Origin of the sequence: Cypionkella sp., from assembly GCF_034376685.1 — a bacterium.
In the GTDB taxonomy this organism is placed as follows: Bacteria; Pseudomonadota; Alphaproteobacteria; order Rhodobacterales; family Rhodobacteraceae; genus Cypionkella.
Window position 1 is genome coordinate 18580 of sequence record NZ_JAXMJJ010000002.1, and the last position, 26106, is coordinate 44685.

Annotated in this window: 26 protein-coding genes; 9 read left to right on the forward strand and 17 right to left on the reverse strand. The window is 60.5% G+C overall.

All coding sequences use genetic code 11. The features are described from left to right. Positions 1-72: 72 nt before the first annotated feature. Complete coding sequence (locus tag U1A24_RS00155) at positions 73-1698, forward strand: FMN-binding glutamate synthase family protein (RefSeq protein ID WP_322319968.1); 1626 nt, start codon at positions 73-75, stop codon at positions 1696-1698. On the opposite strand, the gene U1A24_RS00160 is transcribed toward U1A24_RS00155, so the two are convergent. Together U1A24_RS00160 and U1A24_RS00165 are read right to left on the reverse strand one after the other, a co-directional pair. Beyond that, positions 1695-3671, reverse strand: a complete 1977-nt coding sequence (locus U1A24_RS00160) for an FAD-dependent oxidoreductase (RefSeq protein ID WP_322319969.1) — start codon at positions 3669-3671, stop codon at positions 1695-1697. The genes U1A24_RS00155 and U1A24_RS00160 overlap by 4 nt on opposite strands. A 124-nt stretch (positions 3672-3795) precedes the next feature. Next, a complete protein-coding gene (locus tag U1A24_RS00165; RefSeq protein ID WP_322319970.1) occupies positions 3796-5241 on the reverse strand; it encodes an aldehyde dehydrogenase family protein in 1446 nt (481 codons plus the stop codon). Positions 5242-5467: 226 nt separating this feature from the next. Here U1A24_RS00165 and U1A24_RS00170 point away from each other — a divergent pair, with 226 nt between their 5' ends. Continuing rightward, on the forward strand, positions 5468-6124 hold the full coding sequence (locus tag U1A24_RS00170; protein ID WP_322319971.1) for a peroxiredoxin: 657 nt from the start codon (positions 5468-5470) through the stop codon (positions 6122-6124). Positions 6125-6127: 3 nt separating this feature from the next. Here the strand turns inward: U1A24_RS00170 and U1A24_RS00175 are convergent, their stop codons facing one another. The 3 genes from U1A24_RS00175 to pnp form a co-directional block, all read right to left on the reverse strand. Beyond that, positions 6128-7201, reverse strand: a complete 1074-nt coding sequence (locus U1A24_RS00175) for a rhamnan synthesis F family protein (RefSeq protein WP_322319972.1) — start codon at positions 7199-7201, stop codon at positions 6128-6130. A gap of 97 nt (positions 7202-7298) precedes the next feature. Beyond that, positions 7299-8156 carry a glycosyltransferase family 2 protein gene (locus U1A24_RS00180; RefSeq protein WP_322319973.1) on the reverse strand — a complete coding sequence of 286 codons (858 nt, stop codon included), beginning with the start codon at positions 8154-8156 and terminating at the stop codon, positions 7299-7301. Between the two features lie 176 nt (positions 8157-8332). Next, complete coding sequence (gene pnp, locus U1A24_RS00185; RefSeq protein WP_322319974.1) at positions 8333-10474, reverse strand: polyribonucleotide nucleotidyltransferase; 2142 nt, start codon at positions 10472-10474, stop codon at positions 8333-8335. Between the two features lie 205 nt (positions 10475-10679). Between pnp and U1A24_RS00190 the strand changes: the two genes are divergently transcribed. Continuing rightward, positions 10680-10829, forward strand: coding sequence for a hypothetical protein (locus tag U1A24_RS00190; protein ID WP_322319975.1), 150 nt, complete (start codon positions 10680-10682; stop codon positions 10827-10829). Then, on the forward strand, positions 10826-11224 hold the full coding sequence (locus U1A24_RS00195; RefSeq protein ID WP_322319976.1) for a hypothetical protein: 399 nt from the start codon (positions 10826-10828) through the stop codon (positions 11222-11224). The genes U1A24_RS00190 and U1A24_RS00195 overlap by 4 nt, the downstream gene beginning before the upstream one ends. A gap of 65 nt (positions 11225-11289) precedes the next feature. On the opposite strand, the gene rpsO is transcribed toward U1A24_RS00195, so the two are convergent. Next, positions 11290-11559, reverse strand: a complete 270-nt coding sequence (gene rpsO, locus U1A24_RS00200) for a 30S ribosomal protein S15 (protein ID WP_054008307.1) — start codon at positions 11557-11559, stop codon at positions 11290-11292. 328 nt (positions 11560-11887) lie between these two features. Here rpsO and U1A24_RS00205 point away from each other — a divergent pair, with 328 nt between their 5' ends. Further along, entirely contained in the window at positions 11888-12931 is a 1044-nt protein-coding gene (locus U1A24_RS00205; RefSeq protein WP_322319977.1) for a calcium-binding protein, read from the forward strand. Here the strand turns inward: U1A24_RS00205 and U1A24_RS00210 are convergent. The 4 genes from U1A24_RS00210 to rbfA all read right to left on the reverse strand — a co-directional run bounded on the left by U1A24_RS00210 (position 12928) and on the right by rbfA (position 15760). After that, positions 12928-13434, reverse strand: coding sequence for a DUF1643 domain-containing protein (locus U1A24_RS00210; RefSeq protein WP_322319978.1), 507 nt, complete (start codon positions 13432-13434; stop codon positions 12928-12930). The two genes, U1A24_RS00205 and U1A24_RS00210, sit on opposite strands and share 4 nt — an antisense overlap. Before the next feature lie 212 nt (positions 13435-13646). Further along, positions 13647-14549 (reverse strand): tRNA pseudouridine(55) synthase TruB, encoded by a 903-nt coding sequence (gene truB, locus U1A24_RS00215; protein ID WP_322319979.1) that lies wholly within the window; start codon positions 14547-14549, stop codon positions 13647-13649. 48 nt (positions 14550-14597) lie between these two features. Further along, positions 14598-15314, reverse strand: a complete 717-nt coding sequence (locus U1A24_RS00220; RefSeq protein WP_322319980.1) for a phosphodiester glycosidase family protein — start codon at positions 15312-15314, stop codon at positions 14598-14600. Between the two features lie 2 nt (positions 15315-15316). Beyond that, positions 15317-15760, reverse strand: a complete 444-nt coding sequence (rbfA, locus tag U1A24_RS00225; RefSeq protein ID WP_322319981.1) for a 30S ribosome-binding factor RbfA — start codon at positions 15758-15760, stop codon at positions 15317-15319. Between the two features lie 93 nt (positions 15761-15853). Between rbfA and dapB the strand changes: the two genes are divergently transcribed. After that, positions 15854-16663: a 4-hydroxy-tetrahydrodipicolinate reductase gene (gene dapB, locus U1A24_RS00230; protein ID WP_322319982.1), complete on the forward strand. Its 810-nt coding sequence runs from the start codon at positions 15854-15856 to the stop codon at positions 16661-16663. 101 nt (positions 16664-16764) lie between these two features. Here the strand turns inward: dapB and U1A24_RS00235 are convergent, their stop codons facing one another. Next, positions 16765-16968 (reverse strand): DUF1674 domain-containing protein, encoded by a 204-nt coding sequence (locus tag U1A24_RS00235; protein ID WP_322319983.1) that lies wholly within the window; start codon positions 16966-16968, stop codon positions 16765-16767. Between the two features lie 67 nt (positions 16969-17035). Between U1A24_RS00235 and U1A24_RS00240 the strand changes: the two genes are divergently transcribed. Beyond that, on the forward strand, positions 17036-18292 hold the full coding sequence (locus U1A24_RS00240; protein ID WP_322319984.1) for an RsmB/NOP family class I SAM-dependent RNA methyltransferase: 1257 nt from the start codon (positions 17036-17038) through the stop codon (positions 18290-18292). A gap of 89 nt (positions 18293-18381) precedes the next feature. On the opposite strand, the gene U1A24_RS00245 is transcribed toward U1A24_RS00240, so the two are convergent. The 3 genes from U1A24_RS00245 to U1A24_RS00255 are packed head-to-tail and all read right to left on the reverse strand — an operon-like array spanning position 18382 to position 21164. Continuing rightward, complete coding sequence (locus U1A24_RS00245; protein ID WP_322319985.1) at positions 18382-19122, reverse strand: SDR family NAD(P)-dependent oxidoreductase; 741 nt, start codon at positions 19120-19122, stop codon at positions 18382-18384. A gap of 9 nt (positions 19123-19131) precedes the next feature. Further along, positions 19132-19881, reverse strand: coding sequence for a DUF1365 domain-containing protein (locus U1A24_RS00250; protein ID WP_322319986.1), 750 nt, complete (start codon positions 19879-19881; stop codon positions 19132-19134). Continuing rightward, positions 19878-21164: an NAD(P)/FAD-dependent oxidoreductase gene (locus tag U1A24_RS00255; protein WP_322319987.1), complete on the reverse strand. Its 1287-nt coding sequence runs from the start codon at positions 21162-21164 to the stop codon at positions 19878-19880. Before U1A24_RS00255 ends, U1A24_RS00250 begins: the two co-directional genes overlap by 4 nt. Positions 21165-21317: 153 nt before the next feature. Here U1A24_RS00255 and U1A24_RS00260 point away from each other — a divergent pair, with 153 nt between their 5' ends. Next, the gene (locus tag U1A24_RS00260; protein WP_322320142.1) at positions 21318-21893 is read left to right on the forward strand and encodes a sigma-70 family RNA polymerase sigma factor; all 576 of its coding nucleotides are present in this window, start codon (positions 21318-21320) and stop codon (positions 21891-21893) included. Positions 21894-21902: 9 nt separating this feature from the next. Then, complete coding sequence (locus U1A24_RS00265; protein ID WP_322319988.1) at positions 21903-22535, forward strand: ChrR family anti-sigma-E factor; 633 nt, start codon at positions 21903-21905, stop codon at positions 22533-22535. A 28-nt stretch (positions 22536-22563) separates the two neighbouring features. On the opposite strand, the gene U1A24_RS00270 is transcribed toward U1A24_RS00265, so the two are convergent. The 3 genes from U1A24_RS00270 to mutL are packed head-to-tail and all read right to left on the reverse strand — an operon-like array spanning position 22564 to position 26086. Further along, positions 22564-23082 (reverse strand): HutD family protein, encoded by a 519-nt coding sequence (locus tag U1A24_RS00270; protein WP_322319989.1) that lies wholly within the window; start codon positions 23080-23082, stop codon positions 22564-22566. Next, positions 23079-24254, reverse strand: a complete 1176-nt coding sequence (locus tag U1A24_RS00275) for a DNA recombination protein RmuC (protein WP_322319990.1) — start codon at positions 24252-24254, stop codon at positions 23079-23081. The genes U1A24_RS00270 and U1A24_RS00275 overlap by 4 nt, the downstream gene beginning before the upstream one ends. After that, complete coding sequence (gene mutL / locus U1A24_RS00280) at positions 24251-26086, reverse strand: DNA mismatch repair endonuclease MutL (protein WP_322319991.1); 1836 nt, start codon at positions 26084-26086, stop codon at positions 24251-24253. Before mutL ends, U1A24_RS00275 begins: the two co-directional genes overlap by 4 nt. Positions 26087-26106 lie beyond the last annotated feature (20 nt).

Here is a 26106-nt window from a genome sequence, read left to right on the forward strand (position 1 = left end):
CATTCCGGCGTTAACCTGACCGAAATTTATACGGCGTTAGATGGCAGTCAAAGTGCTGCCCAAAGGATCATAATGCAATTTCTGCGCTATCCGTTCGAGCCTCGCTATTCTGCGATGACGCTGTGTGTCGTGCTTGCCGTTATCTTTGCCGCCCTGAGCCAGCGCTGGCTGGCCTATGCCGATGTGCTGGAGTTGCTGGCGCTGATCATGCTGGGCTTGGTGGCTTTGGGGGTCTATGATCTTTTTCAAACCCGCCATGCCATCCTGCGCAATTACCCGATCGTGGCGCATATGCGCTTCATTCTGGAAGATACCCGCCCCGAACTGCGACAGTATTTCTTTGAGGGTGAGAAAGACGGCGCGCCTTTCCCGCGCGACAAACGCGCCATCGTCTATCAGCGTGCCAAGAAAGAGCTGGATAAACGCCCGTTCGGCACGATGTATGACGTGTATCAAGAACAGTATGAATGGCTGCACCACTCGATTGCGCCCAAACCCACAACGCCGATTGATGCCTTGCGGGTCACGGTTGGCAACGGCCCGCGCGCCTATGCAGCCTCGCTTTTGAACATCTCCGCGATGAGCTACGGTGCGCTTTCTGCCAATGCTATCCGTGCCTTGAACAAAGGTGCAAAAGCAGGGGGCTTCTTCCATGACACCGGCGAGGGTGGCGTTTCACCCTATCACCGCGAATTTGGCGGAGATCTGGTGTGGGAACTCGGCTCGGGTTATTTCGGTGCGCGCAATCTGGCAGGCGGCTTTGATGCGACGCTGTTTGCCGAGGCTTCTGCTGATCCGCAGATCAAAATGGTCGAACTGAAGCTGTCGCAGGGGGCGAAACCCGGTCATGGCGGGGTGTTGCCTGCGGCGAAAATCAGCGAAGAAATCTCGATGATCCGCGGCGTGCCGATGGGGCAAGATTGCGTCTCGCCCGCCAGCCATTCCGAGTTTTCCACCCCCGCTGGCCTGTTGGAGTTTGTCGCCCGTATGCGTGACCTGTCGGGCGGAAAACCCGCCGGGTTCAAGCTGTGTATCGGCCACCCGTGGGAGTTCATGGCGATCTGCAAGGCGATGCTGGAAACTGGGATCACCCCGGATTTCATCGTGATCGACGGCAAGGAAGGCGGCACTGGCGCTGCTCCGTTGGAGTTCATGGATCATGTCGGCATGCCCCTGCGCGATGGATTGTCCTTTGCACACAACGCGTTGATTGGTGTCGGGTTGCGCGACAAAATCAAGATCGGGGCCTCCGGCAAGATCACCTCGGCCTTCGATATGGCCAAGGTGATGGCACTCGGGGCAGATTGGTGCAATGCCGCGCGCGGCTTCATGTTTGCGGTCGGCTGCATTCAGGCGCAGTCTTGCCATACCGGGCTGTGCCCCACCGGCGTCACCTCGCAAGACCCCGCCCGCCAGCGCGCCATCGTGGTGCCGGACAAGGCGGAACGAGTCGCCAATTTCCACCACAACACCCTGCATGCTTTGGCGGAACTCGTCGCTGCCGCAGGGCTTTCCCACCCCGAAGAATTGCGCCCGCACCATTTTCAGCGCCGCGCCTCGTCCGACAAGGTGATCTCATTTGCCGAGCAATATGAGCAGCTTAAACCCGGCCAACTGCTTGCTGACCCCGCGTCCTCGCCGCATTTCCGCGACGCGTGGGCGCTGTCTTCGGCGAACAGTTTTGCCCGCGTAGGCTAAAGGTTAAGCGCCAGCTTGCGGCCTTCGTGAAACGCATAGGCGGCAAGCCGGGGGGCTACGCAATCGCCGATCCGCAGCGTCTGTTTGCCCGCGAAATCTTCGGGGAACGGATCAAACGCCCGGTTTGTCGTTGCCATCACCAGACCCGAGGCGGCGAGAATCTCCTCCTCGCCGGTCAGCAGATTGATCACTGTCGCGCCATTACCATGCCAGCGCGCGATGCAGGCTTCGGTCTTGAACACCACCCCCAGCTTCGCCATCCGACGCCGCGCCGCGCCATCCGCAGCCGTTCGGGCGATTTCTTTGCCAACAAAAGCCTCCGGCGTCACAATTGTCACCTGCTTGCCCGCCTCGGCCAAGGCCCAGGCAGTGCCAACCCCGCGCCAGTTCGAGCCCTCATCGTAAACGATCACCGCATCCCCCAACCGGGCCTCGCGTCGCATCACCTCTTCGGGCGAACACACGCCGCCCAACTCCAACCCCGGCAAGCTTTCTAGATGCGGTAACCAGCGTTGGAAAGCTTTTTCATCTGGCAAGGATCCGGTCGCCAGCACCACCACATCCGCCGGATGGGCAGCAATGTCATCCACGTCCAGATAGGTGTTCAGTCGCAGGGTAACGCCCAGCTTCAGAAACTGCCGCTCATACCAATCCATCAACTCCAGGATCTGCGCGCGGCGCGGCTGCATCCCGGCAAGCCGGAACTGCCCGCCGATCACCGGCAAAGCCTCGACGATTTCGACACGGTAGCCGCGTTCTGCCGCCGCCCGTGCCGCCTCTAGCCCGGCCGGACCAGCCCCCACAACCAGCAAAGATTTCGCCGCAACGGCCTGCGTAAACCGATCCCCGCCCCATTCAAACTCACGCCCCACCGATGGATTAACCAAGCAGGAAATCCAATAATCCCGGCTGCGCCGGCCCCAGCACATCTGATTGCACGAAATACAGCCGCGAATATCCTCGGCGCGGCCTTCCGTGGCCTTCCGCGCCAGATGCGGGTCAGCAATCTGCCCGCGCACAATGGACACCAGATCAGCCTCGCCCGAGGCTATGATCTGCTCGCCATTCTCCGGCGTGCGCACTCCGGCCTCGGATGTGATTTTTGCGTGCGTTGCCAGCGCTTTCAGCTGTGCTGTCAGTGGTGTTGTCAGCTTTTCGCCATGGGTAAATGGCGGGATGATCGCGTCGAACTCCAGATAACTGCCCGCCCCCACAGTGACGTAATCGAGATGCCCCGTCGCATCATGCAAAGCGATGATTTCACACATGTTTTCCGCAGAAAGCGTCGCTGAATAGGCGGTGGAATAGCTGACCGCCATGCCAATGATGAAATCTTCGCCACAGGCGCGCCTGATATTTTCCATCAAAATCCGCGAAAAACGCGTCCGGTTCTCCAGCGAACCACCCCATTTATCATCGCGTTGGTTCGACCACGGCGTCCAGAACTGATCCAGCAGTGAATGGTAAGCCGCCCAAAGTTCAACCCCTTGAAACCCCGATTTCTGCGCCCGCACCGCCGCCGCCAGATGCGCCGCCAACAGTTCCTCAATCTCTGCCTCGGTCATTTTATGCGAGCCATCGCTGTCGTGATACGACGGCCCGCCCGAAGGCGACCAATGCGGCGCAAAGCTCAGGTCAGAATCGCCATGCGCGCCGACATGGTAAATCTGCTGACAGATCACCGCGCCCGCGTCTTTAACCTTTTCGGTAATGCGCTGAAAATGCGGAATAATCTCATCTGACTCGTGCAGCATGTTTCCGCGCGTCAGCACACCCGTGCGATGCGCGGGCACAGGCTCGGTCACAATCATCCCCGCCCCGCCCAAGGCGCGCTCCAGAAAATAGCCCTCCATCCGGGCGCCCGGCAGGCCCTGATCCGCCATATTATTGGTGTGCGCCCCAAAAACGATGCGATTGCGCAGGGTCTGGCCGCGCAGCGGCAACGGCGAAAGCAAGCGGGGATGCGAGGTCATGGTGGCTCCTGCTGTGGCTATTCACAGCAAAACCCGAATCGACACATGTGTCAAGTTTCCGATTCAAACTCGGAAATGCAAAACGCCGCCGACGATGCGGCGACGTTTCATGCCGGAAGCAATCTCAGGCCAGATCAGAATCCCAACCCGAGATCGCCTTGACCTCCAGGAATTCTTCCAGCCCCCAATGCCCGCCCTCGCGCGCCCGACCCGAGGCTTTCACCCCGCCAAACGGCGACCCCGCGCCACGCGATTTGCCGTTCATCTCGACCATACCCGAGCGCAAGCCCCGCGCCATCCGGTTGCGCCGCGCGCCGTCGCTGGATTGCACATAGTTCGTCAATCCATAGGGGGTATCATTGGCGATACGCAGCGCATCCGCTTCGGTATCGAAAGGAATGATCGACAGCACCGGTCCGAAAATCTCTTCCTTTTCAATCGTCATCCCCGGCACCACATCGGCGAACACCGTCGGCTTGACGTAGTAGCCGCGATTGAACCCCTCTGGCAGACCCGGCCCGCCAGCGACCAGCCGAGCGCCTTCGTCGATGCCTTTCTGGATATAGCCCTGAATTTGGTCCCATTGGCGTTTGTTCACCACCGGCCCGATATGCTTGCCCGCATCATGCGCCGAACCAACCTTGATCGAATCCGCCACCTGCGCCGCAATCTCTACCGCGCGGTCATAAATCGGACGCTCCACCAGCATCCGGCTGGGGGCGTTGCAGCTTTGGCCCGAGTTGTTCATCATGTGACGAACGCCACGCTCCACCGCTTTGTCATCGGCATCAGCGAAGATCAGGTTGGCGCCTTTGCCGCCCAATTCCAGCGTCACGCGTTTCAACGTCTCCGCCGCTGCGGCAGAAATCGCCCGCCCCGCGCGCGTCGATCCGGTGAATGAAATCATCTCGACATCCGGGTGCGCCGACAGAACCGAGCCGACCCCCACGCCATCACCGTTCACCAAGTTGAACACACCCGGAGGCACCCCGGCATCATGGCAGAATTCCGCAAACAGAATCGCGTTTAGCGGGCTTTCCTCGGACGGTTTCAGCACGCAAGTGCAGCCCGCCAATATCGCCGGGATAACCTTCAACGCGATCTGGTTCATCGGCCAGTTCCACGGCGTGATCAGGCCCACCACGCCAATCGGCTCCAGCGCAATCCGGTCGTTCGGCGCGTGCGGCCCCAGAGGGCGCACCCATTCCAGCGCGTCAAACGCCGTCAGGAAGTTCGTCGCATGCCACGGCAGGCAGGGCGCCTGGCTGCTGCGGGCCATATCAATCGGCGCGCCCATTTCAATCGCGATGGCATATGCCAGCTCTTCCAGGCGCAGCTCATATTGCTGCAAAATCTTCACCACAACCTCACGCCGCACCGCAGGCGCGGTGGCCGCCCAAGCCGGAAACGCCGCTTTCGCCGCCGCCACCGCCGCGTTGGTGTCAGCTTCCGAGCCCAGAGAGATGATTGCGCAGGGCTCCTCGGTGGATGGGTCAATCACCTCGCAATCGCGCGGGGTGATGGGGGCGACCCAATTACCATTGATGTAGAAATCACGCTTGATGATCATGCCAGCCTCCTGAATTTGATCATATTATGGCAGCACACATCCGACCGCACAAGCACAACCCCGACAAAGAATGTCGCGAAACAGGGCGGCCAAACCAAGGCAACTTTCCACACCGACCCCGGACAGACAGAATTTCTTTCCCTTCTGACTGCAAATCGACGCGGCATAGTGAAATTCCGTTCCAAATCGCTTACATGAAGGTCATCAGACAGCCGCAGGAGAAACCATGTCTATCCGCATCAATGACGTAGCCCCCGATTTCACCGCCGAATCCACCGCTGGAACCATCCATTTCCACGATTGGCTGGCGGGCGGTTATGCGATCATCTTCAGCCACCCGCGCGATTTCACCCCGGTCTGCACCACCGAGTTCGGCGCAGTCGCCCAACTCGCCCAGGAATGGGCCAAGCGCAACACCAAGGTGATCGGCGTCTCGGTCGATTCGGTGGCCGATCACGGCAAATGGAAGCGCGATATTGAGGCTTTTGGCGGCGCGCCCGCCGATTTCCCAATCATCGACGACACCAGCCTGACCGTCGCCAAGGCCTTCGACATGCTGCCCGCCGATTACTACCTGCCGACAGAGGGCCGCACCCCCGCCAACACGGCCACGGTCCGCACGGTCTATATCATCGGGCCGGATAAAAAGGTCCGCCTGTCGATGACCTACCCGATGTCCGTCGGCCGCAACTTTGCCGAGATTCTGCGGGCTTTGGATGCCGTGCAAGCCACCGACGGCGTGCCGATTGCCACCCCCGCCAACTGGCAGCCCGGTCAGGATGTGATCGTGGCGCTAAGCCTGAACAACGAACAGGCCACTGAGAAATTCGGCGCGCTGGATATCAAACTGCCGTATCTGCGGTTTGCGAAGCAGCCGAAGTAAGTCTCACGCCGCCGTTTTGCGATCCCAGTTGGCGATTTCCGCCAACATAACGGGATCGCAGCGGTCACTCAGGACTTGCGCATAAATCGAGCGGTGCATGCAAAAACGCTGCTCGAACGACTTTTTAACGAAGGGGAAATTCATCGCTTCTTGCAACGCGGGGTGCAGCTGCAAAAAGTTTCGAAAGTCCGTCGAATGCGCGTAGGCCAAAGCCGCTGCACGCCAATCCGGTTCATTACGACGCGCAAGTATCGGCGAAACCACTTTATCGCGCCCCTCTTTCAAATCTGCATTCAACTGCAGAAGTGCTGCTAGTTTATCATCGTTTAAATCAATAAGAGATGTGAAAAACTGATCAGAACTCCATCTCGCGCCAACGCTAAAACCTAAATTGCTAAAATAGCTCGTCATTTTGCATTCGCATTGGGAAATCGTCCATTTCCGATTGCTGGAAATGGATAGTTCTCTCCAATACTTTAGGAAATTCGGGCTTTGAACAATCTTCCCCTTAAAAGAAAATGCGTAGGATTGCAGGTGCGCTGGCTTGCCCCGACGCTTTGGCTGCGTCAAAATAGCCCCATAAATATCAGTGGGTTGCGTTAAAACATGGTCCAGAAAATCTTCACTAGCCAACGTCGGAAACCAGACGGAATCATTCAGCACCAGCAAACGCTCAATCGGTTCTGGTGTTTCCAACAGATGCAGAATGCCGTCGCGATAGCCGCCGAAATCATAGCCAAAGTTCCGGCGCTCCAGCATCTGAAAGCAATAGGGTGCCAATGCCACGCGATCTTCATCAGACAGCGCCGCGTTCGAGACGATCAGACAGCTAAAGCCCTTCGCTGCAAGATGACGGCAGGTTTCAAAGGTCGACGGCAGTAAGCCTTTGGGCTGATACAGCAGAAACACCACAACCTTTGGCCCGCGCACCTGTGCACCTGGGGTGATACGGCTGGTGCGCGATTTGCTGCGGTCGTGCATCATACGTAGGACAGGGGCGCTCGCCATCAGAAACGGAAATTTAACTTGATCCAGTGTCCTGCGCAATTCGCGCTTAACAACCCAGAGAGGGGGCATTTTCAAACTCTTTGTTTGGGGTAACTACGGTTAAATGAAAGCCAAAGCTTTGATTTAACAAACGATCTCGGCGTGCGCGCAAACCTACTCGTTTACATCAGGGCAAGCCGAAACGCTCGGTCATCGCAGCAATCGCAACGTCATTGCCGTTCTCGCCGATCTTGCCGCGGTTGTGCGCCCGCAGGCTTTGGTCCTGTGATCCCGGCCATTCCAGCACCCGAAAGCGCGGCCCGAGATGACGCACAATCGCGCCTTGTCGGCGCGCCATCCAGTACAGCCAGACATCGTCGGAATAGGGTGCAAGTTGCGTGAACAGATCGGTGCGCACCGTATCAGGATGAAGGCTGCCGGGTGGATACAGAACCCCGCCCGCCCCCGTTGCAAAGATATTGCCCCCCACACTGGAGCGCCCAAGGACATTGCCGCTGGCAATTGCGCGTCCGATATCCAGATCCCAGTCTTCGTATGATTTCATCGCGCCATCCGGCGTGTAGGTGATGCGATGCGCCCGGTGCGCCAGCACTTGCCCCGGATGCTGCATCGTCGCGCGCACCAGATCTTCCAGCCAAGTTGCGCGATAATAGACGTCATCGTCCGCCGTAACGATGTAGACATCCGGCTGCTCGGCCAGCAAAGGGATGATCTTTTTGTAAGACCGCGTATCCGAAGTCGGCCGGATCTGAAGACGGTCTGACTGCATCGACAAAACCGGGGCCGGTAGTGCCGCCATATCGGCCTCAGCCACCCACAGCACCACCGCATCCGGCTGAACGGTTTGCGTCAAAAGTCCGCGCAGAGTCAGGTGCAAAACATCAAAACGCGCGGGATAGCTTGTCAGCGACACATAGAGCGGCTTTGACAGCCTATGCGGACGGTGGGCAGCGCTGCGGGTTTCAAACTCGCGGATCGCACGGCTGACCCGCAGGTGCGTCTTTAGTTTACGAAACCAACCCATATGCGCCACTCAAAACTTTCGTCTTAATTCTCATGACCTAAGCATCACGGACACACGACACAAGCAATGCACACAGCAATTTCTCGGCACATCCTGGCCGATGCTGAGGCTTACATTGGCAAATATTTGCGCGACGGGCAGGCGCAATGCCTGCCCGTCGCAATCTTGGTTAAGGCTTACGCTTCTGCAGCTTCGTCTTTGGTCTCGGTGATTTCCAGACCAGTTTCCTGATCGACCATCTTCATGCCCAGACGGACCTTGCCGCGATCGTCAAAGCCCAAAAGCTTGACCTTCACTTCTTGGCCTTCTTTCAGGATTTCATTCGGGTGGTTCAGGCGCTTGTTGGCGATCTGAGACACGTGCACCAGACCGTCACGCTTGCCGAAGAAGTTCACGAACGCGCCGAAATCGACCAGTTTCACCACTTTGCCGGTGTAAACTTGGCCTTCTTCCGGCTCTGCCACGATCGACCAGATCATGTCATAGGCCTTCTTGATCGACGCCGCATCCGACGAGGCGATCTTGATGATGCCGTCGTCGTTGATGTCCACTTTCGCGCCCGACAGTTCCACGATCTCACGGATCACTTTGCCGCCCGAGCCGATCACTTCGCGGATTTTGTCGGTCGGGATTTGCAGGGTTTCGATTTTCGGAGCGTATTCCGAGAAACCTTGCGGAGCCGACAGTGCCTTGTTCATCTCACCAAGGATATGCAAACGCCCGTCTTTGGCCTGCGCCAAAGCCTGCGCCATGATCTCCGGCGTGATGCCAGCCACCTTGATATCCATCTGCATCGTGGTGATGCCGTTGGCGGTGCCTGCAACCTTGAAGTCCATATCGCCCAAGTGATCTTCATCACCCAGGATATCGGTCAGAACAGCAAAGCGGCCATCGTCTTCCAGGATAAGACCCATCGCGACGCCAGCCACCGGCGACTTCAGCGGAACGCCCGCGTCCATCATCGACAAAGAGCCACCGCAGACCGAAGCCATCGAAGACGAGCCGTTCGATTCCGTGATCTCCGACACCAAACGGATGGTGTAGGGGAAGTCGGTCGAGGCAGGCAGAACAGCCTGCAACGCGCGCCATGCCAGTTTGCCATGACCAATCTCACGACGGCCGGGCGAACCCACGCGACCCACTTCGCCCACCGAATAGGGAGGGAAGTTATAGTGCAGCAGGAAGTTCGAGCGCGAATTGCCATGCAAAGCGTCGATGATCTGCTCATCTTCGCCGGTGCCCAAAGTGGTCACAACCAGACCTTGAGTCTCGCCACGGGTGAACAAAGCCGATCCATGGGTGCGCGGCAGAATCCCGGTTTCCGACACGATCGGACGCACGGTCTTGTTGTCACGCCCGTCAATCCGCGCGCCACCGTTGATGATGTCGCCGCGCAGGATCGAGGCTTCCAGCTTTTTGATCGCCGAGCCAAGGTTCGCGTCGGCCAGATCTTCTGCCGAAAGCACGCCCTTGATCGCCGTAACCGCCGCCGAAATCGCCGAGGTACGTTCTTGCTTGTCACGAATAGCGAAAGCCGCACGCATCTGGGTTTCGCCCGCCGCTTTCACCCGACCATAGAGGTCCGAATAATCCGGCGCATGGAAGTCGAACGGCTCTTTGGCGCAATCTTCGGCAAAGTCGATGATCAGATCAATCACCGGCTGCATCGCTGCATGGCCGAATTTCACAGCACCCAGCATTTCTTCTTCGGTCAGCTCGTAAGCTTCCGATTCCACCATCATCACGGCGTCTTTGGTGCCGGCGATGACCAGATCCAAACGCTGATCCGGGTTGTTGCGCAGCTGATGCATGTCATCAACCGACGGGTTCAGCTTGTATTCACCACCCGAGAAACCAACGCGAGCCGCGCCAATCGGCCCCATGAACGGCACGCCAGAAATCGTCAAAGCCGCCGAAACAGCGATCATCGCAACGATATCCGGGTCATTCTCAAGGTCATGGCTCAGCACGGTTGCCATCACCAGAACTTCGTTCTTGAAGCCTTCGACAAACAGCGGGCGGCACGGGCGGTCGATCAGACGCGAGGTCAGCGTCTCTTTCTCACTGGGCCGTGCTTCGCGTTTGAAAAAGCCGCCCGGAATTTTCCCAGCGGCGTAGTATTTCTCTTGGTAATGCACGGTCAGCGGGAAGAAATCCTGCCCCGGTTTCGGCGCGCGCGCATAAGTCACGTTGGCCATGACGCTGGTTTCACCCAAAGTGGCGATCACCGAGCCGTCAGCCTGACGGGCAACCTTGCCCGATTCCAGCGTCAGCGTTTCTTCGCCCCACTGGATTGATTTTTTAGTCACGTTGAACATCTATCGTTCCCTGTATGAGAGCACCCACGACCCCTGTCGTGTCTCCCGTTTGCATAGCGGCCCCATTGCCGCCGCCCCCTATCCTGATGCATGCGGCCGGGGGCAGGCCTCATATCGCAGATTGCGCGCGTTTACAGGAAAAGTGGCGGTTTGGGAAGGGGGAGTGGCAGTTGACAAACTTTGCCAACGGCGGCAGCTTTGCGCGATGAAAGCCACCGCAAACCCCAACCCCCGCGCCCAAGCCCGGCAGATCGCCAAGTCCGAACTGCAAGCGTTGATCGAAGCTGGCCTAGCCTCCGGGCCCGCACAGCCCTTCAACATGCAAGCCTTTGTGGCAGGGCAAAAGCTGCGGTGAGCCGCTTCGAAGGTGCCAAAATCTGGTTCAGATGGCTGCGTCAGCGTCGGCTTCTTAGCGAGCTATACGCTCTAGAAATGGCCATGCGCGCGCCTCGGCTTGCAATTTTTCCAATCGGCGTAACTTGCGGATTTTGGTTTTTCGTCGCTTGTTTGCCGACTTTGCCATTCCAATTTTTGCTCATTGCAGCAGGATCGCTGGCTCTGCCAGTCTGGCTCTACGGAGCACTCTCGTTGCTTATCGGGGCAATGTGTTTTTGCTTGCTGATGCTTATCATCCCTTGGTTTTTCGGATGGTATTGGACAGCAGCAACCCTGCAATTCGGCAACCAACTCTACGCCAACGACAAGGCCGAGTGGCTAAGACGTGAAATCGGCAAGTATCGCCCAGAATAGGCACACCAAAGCCAAACGCCCGCAGCTTGCACCACGGGCGTTCCAACAAAACCTAAGCAAAAAGCTTAGCGACGCAGGCCGAGGCGTGCGATCAGCGAAGCGTAACGGGCTTCGTCTTTGGCCTTCAGATAGTCCAACAGCTTACGACGCTGAGCAACCTGCATCAGCAGACCGCGGCGCGAGTGGTTGTCTTTCTTGTGGGTTTTGAAGTGCTCGGTCAGCGTAGCGATACGCGACGACAGAATAGCAACCTGAACTTCCGGCGAGCCGGTGTCGTGTTCTTTGGTCGCGTATTCTTTGATAAGACGGGCTTTTTCTTCGACGGTGATCGACATCGGGATCTCCTGTTAAGAGGGTTGCGGCACAAGCCGGGATGTCGTCCAGCAGGGCCAATGACACCGCCATCACTGACGGATGCGCGCGTATAGGGGGGTTTTGGCGCAAAGGAAAGCCGATTCGCAGCCAGCCCCTGCCCGAAGCACCCGCAGATTTTCTTAACCAATGCCGGATTATTCACACCTGCAACCGCAAACAGTTTTTGAACCACAGAAGACTTCGTGATAGATTGAATCATGAAATATCCCATGAAGCCAATAGGTTAACGGGGATCATGGTTAACAAAAGGTTAACGCCACCTGTTCCCCGTTGTCGGAGGTTGTCGTCATGTTTGGTTTGCTTGGTCTGCTCGGGGCGGTGTTCGCCGGCGTCATGGTCGATTCTCTGACCCCCACGCAAAACGCCTCGGACGAAGACGAAGAGGCCGATGAAAGCCAGCACCTCGACGATGCGAACAACATCTTCCATATGCTAGCCACGCGCGACAGCAGCCCGCCGGACGATCCGCAAGAAGGCGAAAACCCCGAACAAGACGGCGTCATCTCGTCCAGTGATGCGGTCACACCTACGCCCGAAGATCTCTGGCTTGATAGCGATGATCTCGCCAATATGCTGGGCGGCGATGCGGGCAATGATACCATCAGTGGCAAGGGTGGCGATGATGCGCTGACCGGATATGCGGGCAATGACAGCCTCGATGGCGGCGACGGCGACGATGCGCTGCATGGCGGCCTGGGTGATGACAACTTGATCGGCGGCGCGGGTGCTGATCTGCTCTATGGCGATGCGGGCAATGACAGTCTGGATGGCGGCGGCGACGCCGATACATTGGCGGGCTGTGACGGCGACGACAGCCTGTCGGCCGGTGACGGCGATGACAGTCTCATCGGCGGCGAAGGCCAGGACAGCCTGTCAGGCGACAACGGAAACGACGCGCTGAATGGCGGGGCGGGCAATGACCTGCTGGCAGGCGGGGCAGGCAGCGACACGCTCGACGGCGGCACGGGCGATGACATTCTCTGGGGCCAGTCCGAAGCCGAGGCTGACACGACGGTCGATTTTCTCAACGGCGGCGCGGGCGATGATACGCTGATGCTCGGTGCGGGCGATTACGGCAACGGCGGTGCGGGTGCCGATGCCTTCCAACTGCTCGACATTGGGCTGAATGATCCGCCGATGCAGATCACCGATTTCAACCCGCAAGAAGATTCCCTGCTGGTGATGTATGATGCAGCCCTGCACCCCGACCCGCAGCTGACGCTTGAAACCTCGGCCTCTGGCACCACAGTGCTGCTCGATGGCGTGCCGTTGGCCAATCTGCACGCGCTACAGGGCCTTGATCTGGAGAGCATCACGCTGCAAGCCGCCTAGGTCCACAGCTCCGGCTGCATGGCATAGCCAATATACAGCGGGTGCTTCGGCGCTCCCGCCAGCGTCAGCCCCAGATGATACAACGGCAGTCCCGTGCCGCGCAGCAACGCCGCCACAGCATCACCCCGTGCCAGATGTGCGCCATGCGCGCCCCAGCCGCAGATCACCTGATCCGCCCAAGCCGCACCTTCGGCAATCGCCCGATCATTCAGCGGCCCCACCGGATCAAACTGCGCCCGCATCACCTTCGGGTCGGTGGCGCGGTAAGCAAAGATATTCGCCACCCGAAACGCGCCAAATCCCAAAGCCCGCGCCCGACGCTCACAGCGCTCCACCGTCGGATCATTCTGCACCTCGGTCGCGGTTGACGGATTCAGCATCACAAACAACGCCTTCCGTCCTCCCGGCTGCCATTCCCGCGTCAGAGCATAGCGATACGCCTCGCAAGGCGAATACACTGCCACGCTCTCCGCATCCCCCTTCAGGAACCGCCGCGTTATCATTCATCCGCCCCTCAACCCAACGCTGCAAACCTTGCGCCAAACCGCCCGAAACACAACACGGCCCCGCATTGCTTTTTTCAAAATACTCCCGCCGGAGGCTCAAACGCGCAAGCCAGCACGCCGTTCCAAAGCTTAACACTTTCTGAACGCGAAAAATCAACATATTGATATTGTTATACAATCATATCGGTCCACGCGGGGACCACAGCAAATCAGTTAAACACCCGGCTCGGATGCAACTCACCGGATTTATAAATCCCCACCGCCACAGCCCGCCCCTGATAGCTGGCCCAAGCCTCATCGCCGTAGCCAACCGAAGACGCCAGAACCATCCCCGGATTGCCGTTCTTCAACCGCGCCGCCCCCTCCGGCGTGCAGGGCAGTTCCGGCAGATCCGCCAGCCCCAACTCCAGCGGTTTCAAAAACGCATCCAACTCCGCCGTCTTCGCCAGCGCATCAATCTGCTCCAGAGAAATCCCCTCCGCCGCAGTAAACGGCCCCGACCACTCCCGCCGCAGCCACGCCACATGTCCCAGACAGCCCAACGCCGCCCCCAGATCACGGGCAATCGAGCGGACATAACCGCCCTTGCCGCAGACCATCTCCAACTCCACCTGATCCACTGAAGGCCGCGACAAAATCTCCAACCGCTCCACCCACAGGGGCCGCGCCGCCAGATCCATCGCCTCGCCCTCGCGTGCCAGATCATAGGCCCGCTCGCCATCGACCTTCACGGCGGAAAACTGCGGCGGCACCTGTTGAATATCGCCGCGAAACGCCACCAGCGCCGCTTCAATCTCACCGTCCGAAGGCCGCGCCTCAGACACAGAAATCACCGAACCTTCCGCGTCATCCGTCGTCGTCGCCGCCCCCAGATTGACCATGAAACGGTAGCATTTCAGCGCGTCCGTCACATAAGGCACCGTCTTGGTGGCCTCGCCCAGCGCAATCGCCAGCACCCCGGTCGCTGCCGGGTCCAGCGTGCCCGCATGGCCCGCCTTCTGCGCGTCCATCGCCCATTTCACCTTGTTGACCACGGCGGTTGAGGTGATCCCGGCAGGCTTGTCCACCACGAGCCAGCCCGAAACCGCCCTACCCTTTTTGCCGCGCGCCATCGTGATCTCCTGCCAAAGCCCGCCCGATAGCCCTCGCCACAGCAGAGGTCAACGCGGAACCACCACGCCCACCATTGGCCCCATCGGAAAGCCAGCATCGTGCCGCCCACTGTCATGGTCATACAGCCGCGAGATCGAGCCATCAAAGTACAGCGCCTCCGGCAGATCCAGACCATCCCGGAACAACCGCGCGAAGGCATAGAAATTCACCGCCTGATTGGAAATCGCAAACACTGCCCGACTGCCATCCGCCGTGACGCCGACGCCATTGCGGATATTGAGCGAATCCGAATCGGCCAAAAACTTCGGATGCAGCTTGCCGCCAATCACCAGCATCGGCCCCGATTGCGTCGCGTAGCGGCAGTCAGGGCGCGAAGCCTCAAACGCCAAAGTCTCGATCACCCGCAGCCTGTCACCGACACAGAACACCCCGTTCGGCACCAGCCCAAAATTCCCCGGCCCCGCCCGTGTCACCAGTGGCGTCGCCCGCGCGCCATCCTCAACATACAGCCCCACCGGTGCCAGATCGCGGTGATACATGCCGGCGTTCATCGCGAAATCCAGACGCAAACCCTGTGGCTCTATCACCTGATCCACCGCCGCGAAACTGCCCAAAGCCCCCTCAGGCCCGGAATGAAACAGCCGAACATCTTGCTCCGCCGTCACCTCGCAAATGGTATAAGAAGCGCCCTCAAACGCCATGTCTCGGCAGCCCGCCGCAGCGTGTCCCGCCCAAACTGCCAGCACAACTGCCAGCCGCCACATGGTTATTCCGCAGCCCCAGCGGGCTTGTCAGCCGAATCGGCATCATCCGGCTTGGCAATATCTGCCTGCACCTTGGGGTCGGCAAACAGCCGCCGCGCCTCTTCCAGCCGATCAAAGGTATCATCGGGACGGAAGCGCAACTCGGGCGAATGCCGCAAGGTCATCTCCGCCGAGACCCGCTTGCGCAACTCCCATGCGTTCTTCGCAAGTGCGGCAATCGCCTGCTCCACCGTCGCTCCGCCCATCAGCGGCATGACGTAAACCGTCGCCACTTTCAGATCGACCGAGACCGAAACCTCGCCCACCGTGATCGACATGTCGTTCAAGACCGGATCATGCACATCGCCGCGTGCCAAAATCTCCGACAGCGTGCGCCGGATCAATTCGCCAACCCGAAGTTGACGCTGCGAAGGCCCCTTGGCCGAATAAGAACGTGTGTTTGCCATGCCGCCGTTTACGCCAATCCGCCCCGGCCCGCAACGGCGGGCTTTCACGCCGCCGCCAAAACCGCTAAACCCTGCCAAAACGCGAGGCACCCCATGACCAACACCCCCGGCATCACCGTCACCGGAGCCTCAGGCCGCATGGGTCAGATGCTGGTCAAAGGCATCGCCGCCCACCCCACCGCCACCCTTGTCGGCTGTATCGAGCGCCCCGGTCACGCCTGGATTGGTCAGGATATTGGCATCTGCATGGGTGGCCCCGCCCTTGGCGTCAAAGTCACCGACGATCCGCTGGAAGCCTTCGCGATCTCGCAGGCCGTGATCGACTTCACCGCGCCCGTAGCATCGGTCGAATTCGCCGGCCTCGCCGCTCAAGCCCGCGCCGTGCATGTCGTCGGCACCACCGGGTTGGAACCGCAACACCACACCAAACTCGATCTGGCCGCCCATCATGCCGTGATCATCCAGGCTGGCAACATGAGCCTTGGCGTCAACTTGCTCACCCGCTTGACGCAGAAAGTCGCCGCCGCCCTCGATGAAGATTGGGACATCGAAATCATCGAATCCCACCACCGCATGAAGGTCGACGCCCCCTCTGGCACCGCGCTGATGCTGGGTCATGCCGCCGCCGAAGGCCGTGGCGTTGACTTCGATCAGGCGAAAGTCTCGGGCCGTGATGGCATCACCGGCGCACGCAATCGCGGTGATATCGGCTTTTCCGCCATTCGCGGCGGCGATATTGTCGGCGAGCACGATGTGATGTTTGCCGCCGATGGCGAACGGATCATCCTGCGCCACCTTGCCACGGATCGCAGCATCTTCGTGCGTGGGGCCCTGAAAGCAGCACTTTGGGGCCAAAATCAGAAACCGGGTCGCTACGACATGATGGATGTGCTGGGGATATAAACTCCCCAGCAAATCCATCTAAAACTTGCTTTCATCTTGGCAAAAATACTCCGGCGTGGGGGGCTGGCCCCCAAACCATCCGTAGCAACTTTCACGCCCGATCAGAAATCGACCGCCAGCCCCTTCTTCTCCCAATCGCCATAGCGCACAGGCTCCGGCCCTTTGCGCCCCCCCAATTCCACCGGGCGCTCGACCAGATCCGCCAGACGGCGGCGCTCTTCTGCTTCGGCCAAGGCGCGCTGCGCTGCGGGCGGAAGTTCGGCCACGGGAAGTGGGACGGCGGGCAGTTCGGGGTGATCACTCATCGCGGTTTCCTTGCGGCTTCATCTTTGTTGATATACGGCCAAGCCACACAATCTCAAGGGTGAGCAGATGGCAGAGGCAAACGCAGGCTTGGCAGCACGGGCCGCCACCTTGGCAATTCTGTCCGCGATCATGGAAGAGGGTCAGACGATGGCCGTCGTGCTGGCCAACAAGGCGGGGGCGCTGAAGGGTGTCGGCCCGCAAGACCGTGCCCGCGCGCAACGCCTTGCCTTGCAAGTCATCCGCCTCTTGGAACCTGTGGACCGCCTGCTGGAACCGCATCTGCGCAAGGCCCCGCCCTTGGCGGTGATGAACATCCTGCGGCTGGCCGTGACCGAGTTGCACGAGGGCACTGCCGCACATGGGGTGGTCAATACTGCCGTGGAACTGGCGCGCAAGGGTCAGAAAACCACCCATATGGCCGGTCTGATCAACGCGGTGCTGCGCAAAATCCCTGAAGGTGCGCCGCTGTCCGGTCCCGCGCAGATGATGCCGCGCTGGCTGCGGCAGCCGTTGGTTCATGCTTACGGGCGAGAGGTCGTCAGCGCGATTGAGACGGTTCAGGCGAAAGCGCCGCCCTTGGACATCACTTCGCGCGGCGCAACCCTGCCCGAAGGCACCGTCCTGCCAACCGGGTCGTTCCGTCTGACCGAACCCGGCCAGGTCTCGACCCTGCCCGGTTTCGCCACGGGTGACTGGTGGGTGCAGGATGCTGCTGCGGCTTTGGCCGCGCCTTTGGTCGCCGCACAACCGGGCGAGAAAATGCTTGATCTTTGCGCCGCCCCCGGGGGCAAGACCTTGCAACTCGCCGCCACTGGGGCGCATGTCACCGCTTTGGATATTTCCGCGCCCCGGATGGAAAAACTGCGCGAAAATCTCACCCGCACCAAGTTGCAGGCGAAAATCGTGATTGCCGATGCCCTGCACTGGCAGCCAGATCACCTGTTTGACGCGGTGCTGCTGGATGCGCCCTGCTCGGCCACTGGCACTATTCGCCGCCACCCGGAACTGCCGTTTCTGAAGGACGGCACTGAACTGGCAGAACTGACCAGCCTGCAAGCGGCGCTCATTGACCGCGCCTTGATGTTCCTGAAACCCGGCGGGCGGTTGGTGTTTTGCACCTGCTCGTTGCTGCCGGATGAGGGGGAGGCTCAGTTGACTGCGGCTTTGGCGCGGCACCCCGGATTGCGGGTAGAGCGGCCTGATTTGGCGGGCATTGATCCGGGTTGGATCACGCCTGAAGGTGGGCTGCGGCTGCGACCGGATTATTGGGCCGATATTGGTGGGATGGACGGGTTTTTCATGGCGCGGGTTTCGCGGGGATAAGGCGTGGTCCCGAGTTGGGACCATTTTACAATCGTTTTATTTCAATAGCTTGAGATGCCGATTTAAGGAAGCCTTAACACTTTCCCCGATTATCTGACCTTATTCGGCGCGAAAATCCGATAGTAAAGCCAATCCGGCAAGACCTGCGACCCCCGGAACAGCCATGAGAATACGGTTGGGAAACTGGCCTTGAAGCGGCGCGATTTCATCAGCTTCAGCATCCGCGCCGCCGCCTGTTCCGGCTCCATCAGGAACGGCATCGAGAAATCATTCTTCGCGGTCAGCCGTGTGCGGATAAACCCCGGATTGGCCAGTTGCACCCTGATCCCGGTGCCGCGCAAATCGGCATAAAGGCTTTCGGCCAAAGCCATCACGCCCGCCTTGCTGGCCGCATAGCCCAAAGCGCCCGGCAAACCGCGAAACCCCGACAACGACCCGGTGATCACCAGATGCCCCGCCCCACGCGCGACCATCGCAGGCAGCACCGCCGCGACAACCCGCGCGCAGCCGGTGAAATTCACATCGCACATCGCTTCCAACTGCGCCGCATCCACCGCTTGCGCCGTCATCGGCCAGTAGACCCCGGCGAGAAACACCACGCCATCCACCGCGCCGATCTGCGCCACCGCAGCCGCAACGGAAGCCCTGTCCGCCACATCCACCACCACGGCGGACGCCCGAGGCACCTTGCCGCAAGCCTCGGCCAGCCGCTCCGGATCACGGGCCGACAGGATCACTTTCGCGCCCTCTGCCGCCATGGCCTGCGCCAGCGCCAGACCAAGGCCCTCACTCGCCCCGACCAGCCAATAGCGTTTGCCTGCGAGTTGCATTGCCATCCCCTAGCGTGAGATTTCATCGCGCGGCGGCAGAGGCGGGCTGCGGTAGCGCGCGCCTTTCCACCACAATTTCAACGCCTGCCAATGGATCAGCGCCAGCACCCGGCGCGATCCGAACGGACGGCGCAGACAGGCGCGCAGGATTGCCCGGTTGGTCAACGGAGCCCGCGGCCCGGTCAGCGTGGCGATCAAACTGCCTTCGCCCGCGCTGTAGTCGATCCAGATACCGATTTTCTCGGCGCTGATATCAAAGCGAAAGCGGTAGCCGCCCGCAACGGGCTGAAACGGCGAGACATGGAAGATCTTCTGCGCCGTCACCGTATCATCGCGGGTCAGGGGTGCCAGATCATCGCGGTGGCAAAGGTAGCAATGGCGCTGCCCAAAGGTGTTGGACACCTCGGCTATCACCACCCGCAAGCCCTTGGCATCGCTGCACAACCAGAACGACACCGGGTTGAAGACATGGCCCAACACGCGGGGCTGCGCCAGCAGAAGAACCTCTGACGCCGCTGGCAAGCCCTGCTCTGCCAGCACCTGCCGCACCCATGCCACACCGCGCCCGTGTTTCGGCGGCCCGCCATGATCGACATCATGCAGCGCTGTCAGATTGCCGCGGTTGCGGGAAAACAGCGCGGGCCCGCGCGCGGTATCGGGGTTCAGCAACACATAGTCGACACGGTAGTTAAAGCGGTTTTCCACACCACCACGCCGACCGTGAAAGGTGGTGCCTGCAATATGTTCGACCCGGCTCATGTTGTGCGCGCCCGCGCCTGCATCGCCTGCACCACATCGACCGCGCTGGCGAAGCCGTCCTCGTGAAATCCATTGCGCATCCATGCGCCGCAGAACCAGGTATTGTGTTGGCCGTTCATCGCCTTGACCTTTTGCTGCGCTTTCAGAGCAGCGCCATCATACACCGGATGGCGAAACGTGACCTGATCATAGATCAAGTCCTGCCGGATCGGCTGATTGGCATTCAGCGTCACAAACAACGGATCGTTCTGCGGGATCGGTTGCAGCGAGTTCATCCAATAGGTCAGGTCGATCTTGTCGGAACGCGGATTCTTGGGTTCGGTATAGACCCAACTGGACCAGCATTTGCGCAAGCTGGGCATCAGGCTGGCATCGGCGTGCAGTATGGCCTGATTGGGCTGATAGCGCACGGCGGACAGGGCGGCGGTCTCGGCCTCGGTCGGGTCGGATAGCAGGCGGAGGGAATCGTCGGAATGGGTGGCGAGGATCAGATCGTCAAACAGCTCCCATTCGCCCCCCTTGGCGCGGACAAGCACGCCTTCGGGCAGACGTTGGATACCGATGACCGGGGTGGCAAGCCGCAGATCGACCCCGTGACTTTGCAGGTAGGCTGACAAGCGGCTGACATACTGGACCGAGCCGCCTTGCACGGTAAACCACTGGTGCTGATTAGAAATTTGCATCAACGCGTGGTTTTGGAAAAATGAGATCAACGCCTGTGCCGGGAAGTTCAGAATATCCTGCGGCGGCGTGGACCAGATCGCACCCGACAAGGGCAGGATATAGTAATCGCGGAAATAGGGGCCAGTGCGCAGGGTGTGCAGCAGGTCGGCGATGGTCAGCTCGGGGTCTTTGGCAAGAGCGCCCGCGTGCTTGTTGAAATGGGTGATATCGCGGCACATCTGCAGGAAGGCAGGGCTCAGCAGGTTTCGACGTTGCGCAAACAGGCTGTCGAGATCGCGTAGGGCGTATTGCAGGCGGCCACCGTTGATTGAGGCGCCGAAACTCATGTTGCTGGGGGCGATGGGGACGTTGAGGCTTTCGAACAGCGTCAGCAGATGCGGGTAGTTGACCTTGTTGAAGACGATAAAGCCGGTATCCACCGGCTGATCGCCGCGTTTTCCGGCCAAGACGGTGCGGGCATGGCCACCCAGACGCGGCTCGGCCTCAAACAGCACCACGGCGTTGTCGGGAGCCAGCTGATGCGCCGCCGCCATGCCAGAGATGCCGCCACCAACGATGGCAATCCGGCGCGGCGCTTGGCCGAAAGTCTCGAAGGGCATGGGCTGTCCTGTGTTGGTGTTTTGATTGATACGCGCCGGGGTGGGGGATGGATCATCTTTTGTTGTGATCCAGATACGAAGCTGCGGCGTAAAAGTTGCATGTTGCTTGACCTCGCCCTGCACGCGCCCATCTATGGGCCTATGTCGCCGCCGATGCGGGTGGTGCGGCGTGGAGTGAATAACAGCGTGACCGAAACCAAGGGCGAGATCGACTTTACGGCGCTGATGCTGGCCGTCCGGGATCGTCAGGATCGGGCTGCATTTGCGGCGCTGTTTCAGCATTTTGCGCCAAGGGTGAAGGGATTTTTGATGAAATCCGGCACCGATGCGGCTTTGGCGGAAGATTGCGCGCAGGATGTCATGGCGGTGCTGTGGAACAAGGCGGCGCAGTATGATCCGGCGCGGGCGTCTGTGGCGACATGGGTGTTCACCATCGCGCGCAACCGTCGCATTGACGTCGCCCGCCGCGCGCGCAGGCCGGAGCCGGAGGCGTTGGATTGGGGCGAGGTCGAGCCTGATCAGGCAGATGTTTATGAGGCTGGGCAAGAAACCGCGCGGCTGGTGGCAGCGATGGCCGGTTTGCCGGAAAAGCAGCGCGCGCTGATCCAGCGGGCATTTTACGGCGAGTTGTCGCATTCGGAAATCGCGGCCGAGACAGGTCTGCCGCTCGGCACGATCAAATCCCGTATCCGGCTGGCGCTGGACCGTTTGCGCCAGAGCATGAGTTGAGGTATTGAAATGAGTATCCGGCATCACCTGTCTGACCCGTTGTTGATCGCTTATGCGGCGGGCAATCTGCCCGAAGCGTTTGGGCTGGTCGTGGCCACGCATATCTCGATGTGCGACACCTGCCGTGCGCAACTGGCGACGTTCGAGGCTGTGGGCGGGGCGGTGATGGATAGCGCGGCGGTGCCGATGGCGGATGGCGCGCTGGAAGCTGCGATGGCGCGGTTGGGTGTGCCTGTGGTTTCCAAGCCGTTGGTGCGGCGCAGTGATTTTCCGGCTCCATTGGCGGACTACATTGGCGGTGGTCTGGCTGAGGTGAAATGGCGCAGCTTGGGGATGGGGGTGCGCCAGGCGATTTTGCCGACGGGCAAGGGCGCGACGGCGCGGCTGTTGTATATCCCGGCGGGGCAAGCGGTGCCGGATCACGGCCATCGCGGTACCGAGTTGACGCTGGTGTTGCAGGGCGCGTTTCGCGATGCCACCGACCGCTTCGGGCCGGGCGATGTGGAGATCGCGACCGAGGAGCTGGAACATACCCCGGTGGCCGAGGCGGGAGAAGCTTGCATTTGTCTGGCGGCAACAGATGCGCCGTTGCGGTTTAACGCGTTGATTCCAAGGCTGTTGCAGCCGTTGTTTCGCATCTAGGTGTTGTCAGCGGTGGGTTGCACCCACCCTACCGATATAGTCTGACGGCGATCATCTGGCCGCTGAGCGATGCGGGTTCGTCGGTCAGGATAAGGTCGAATCTGCTTATCGCGCTGCCGTTCACCGTGCTGGGTGCGAGGGCAAAGACTGCCAGCATATCGCCACCGCGCAACTGCGCCGCGCCTGTGATCACGGCCACGTCAGGGCGTGGCAGATGGCGGGCGGTCATCACGTTGAAATCGTCGCTGGGGGCGGTGACGGCTGCGGCGCGGATCGGGGTGTCGCCCGCAAAGGCCACCGGGATCAATGGCTTGGCGTTCAAATGCAGGCCAGCGCCCATCAGGTCAAAGCCGGGGCCGGTGATCACGGTCAGGTTGCGTTCGATGCCCGGAAATAGCGAGAAATCACCGTTCTCGACCACAGAGGCGCGCGACAGCCGCCAGAGCAGTTGGCCGCCTTCTTCGACCTTCAACATCTCAACCGTGGTGCCTTTGCCATTGGCCCAAGGCATGGATTTGTAATCGGCGGGGGTCAGATGGCGGATCATTCTGCGGCTCGCGTCGGTGTGGTGGGCGCTGCGAGGATCGGGGTCGGCTCGGTGCGCTCCAATTCTTCGAAATCGAAATTATCCAACCGCGCCGCGCGTTTGCCTGCACGTTCCGCGGCGGTGGTGATGCCATCCAGATCGGCGCGGGCCTGATGAAAATGCGTGGACAGCTTTTCGACCCGTTCAACCACGATTTCAACATCGCGGTGTAACTGCCGCAATGTGGTGCGGATCGCGCCCGCCTGCTCGCGCATCCGCGCATCTTTCAGCACCGCGCGCATGGTGTTCAGCGTCGCCATGCAGGTGGTGGGCGAGACGATCCAGACCCGGGCGGTAAAGCCATCGCGCACCACTTCGGGGAAGTTGGCGTGCAACTCGGCATAGACGGCTTCCGAGGGCAGGAACATCAGCGCGCCGTCGGCGGTTTCGCCGTCGAGGATGTATTTTTCTGAGATCGCCTTGATATGCACCCGCACCGCGCTTCGCAGTTGCGCTTGGGCTTCGGTCACGGCGCGGGGATTGTCAGCGCGGCGCAGCACCTCGTAGGCCTCTAGCGGGAATTTCGCGTCGATCACGATCGGGCCGGGTGGATTGGGCAGGTGGATCAGGCAATCGGCGCGCTTGCCGTTGGATAGCGTCGCCTGCATCGTGTAGGCGTCGGACGGCAAGGCTTTTTGCACAATGTCGTTCAGTTGTATTTCACCAAAAGCCCCGCGCGCTTGCTTGTTGGCGAGAATGTCTTGCAGGTTCAGCACGTTGCCAGACAGCTTTTCGATATTGGCCTGCGCTTTGTCGATGGTCAGCAGGCGCTGTTGCAACTCGCCCAAGCTGTGCGCGGTGCGGGTGGCGGTGCCGTGCAGGCTTTCCCCCATCGCACGCTGCACTTCGGCGAGGCGCTTTTCCATCAGCTGCAACATGGCGGTTTGGCTGACGGCTTGGTTTTCCGAAACGTGATGCAAGCCTCCCGCAAGGCGTTCTTGCCCCTCGCCCAAGGCTTGCACGCGTTGGCCGAGCCAACCCATTTCGCGCATCAAAGGGGCGGCCATCGTCGCAGACCGGCCAGCAGCGCGCAGGATCAGGATCAGGAGGAGGCCAAGCGCCAGAACCGCCCCTCCGATCAGCAAGACTTCAGGGGCGTTCCACGCGTAGGTTTGGCCGAATAATGTGATCATCTGCGCCCGAAAAGCCTTTCGATGTCGTGAAGTTTCAGCTCCACATAGGTGGGGCGGCCATGGTTGCATTGGCCGGAATGCGGCGTCGCCTCCATCTCGCGCAGCAGGGCGTTCATTTCTTCGGCGCGCATTTGGCGGCCGGAACGGATCGAGCCGTGGCAGGCCATACGTGACAGAATCGCCTCCATTTTGGTTTGCAGCGATTGGCTTTGGCCAAGGTCGGTGAGTTCATCGAGTACGTCGCGGAGCAGGGCCGCTGCCGAGACATTGCCGAGGATCGCCGGGGTTTCGCGGACGGCGATGGCATGGCCGCCGAAGGGTTCAATGGTGAGGCCAAGCGCGGTAAGGTCTGCCGCGACATCCAGCAGGCGGGTGGCGTCGCTGGGGGAAAGTTCAACGATTTCAGGGATCAGCAGGGCTTGGGCTTTGATACCCGTCTCGGCCATCTGGCGCTTGAGCCGTTCATAGACAAGCCGTTCGTGGGCGGCGTGTTGATCGACGATCACCATGCCAGTGGCGGTTTGGGCGATGATGTAATTCTCATGCACCTGCGCACGGGCGGCCCCGAGCGGGGTGTCGGTGAGGTCTTGCAGGACGGGTTCGATGCGGGCGGAGGGGGCTTCGGCGAAACCCGGAGCCTCAAAGCTTTGCGGTTCTGGGGCTTGGTAGGCGTAGGCGCGGCCAAGGCTGGCTTGGCTGGGGCGGTCCATCTGGTAGATGCGGGGGTAGTGTGGCTGGGCTTCCGGGCGCATCGCAGCCAAGGTGGCATCGGCGACGGTGGTGCTGGCGCGGTGGCCTGCTTGGCTAAGGACGGTGCGCAGACCGGTGATGATCAGACTGCGAGCGGCTTCGGGTTCGCGGAAGCGAACTTCGGATTTGGCAGGGTGGACGTTGACGTCAACGCGCTCGGGGTCGCAGATCAGGTTCAGCACGGCCGCCGGGTGACGGTCTCGGCTGAGGAAGTCGTAGTAGGCGACGCGCAGCGCGCCAAGCAGATTGCGGTCCAGCACCGGGCGGCCATTGACGCAGACGAATTGCTGCACGGAAGAGCCGCGCGAATAGGTTGGCAGGGCCGCGTAGCCGGTGAGGCGCAGGCCGTCGCGATCCACGTCGATTTTCAGGGCATTGTCGATGAAATCGCGCCCCAGGACATGGGCGAGGCGGCTGTGCAGGGCATCGAAGAAATCGCCGGTTTGGGGGTCGGCGCGGAAGATCGTGCGCGGGGCATCGCCTTCGGTGATTTCCGTCAGGGTGAAGCCAACCTGCGGTTCGGCCATGGCGAGACGTTTGATCACCTCGGCGATAGCTTGGGATTCGCTGCGGTCGGTGCGCAGGAATTTCAGGCGGGCGGGGGTGGCGTAGAACAGGTCGCGTAGTTCGATGACAGTGCCACGGGTGGCGGCGGCCGGGCGGACCGGGCCCATGCGACCGCCAGCGACGGTCAGGCTTGCGCCGTCATGACCCTCGGCACGGGAGGTGAGGGTGAGACGGCCGACGGAGCCGAGCGAGGCAAGGGCCTCGCCGCGAAAGCCGAAAGAGCGGATATTCAGCAGGTCAGAGCCGTCGATTTTTGAGGTGGCGTGGCGGGCAACGGCGAGGGGGAGGTCGTCGGGCGTCATGCCGCAGCCATCATCGGTGACGCGGATCAGCACTTTGCCGCCTGCGGAATAGTCCACCGCGATGCGCTTTGCCCCTGCGTCTAAAGCGTTTTCGACCAGTTCTTTGACGGCAGAGGCCGGGCGTTCGACCACTTCCCCCGCTGCAATGCGGTTGATGGCGGCTTCGTCCAGCGGCTTGATGATGGGGCGTATGTTGGGGGCATGCAGCGTCATGCCCCCAGTTCTAGCATTGT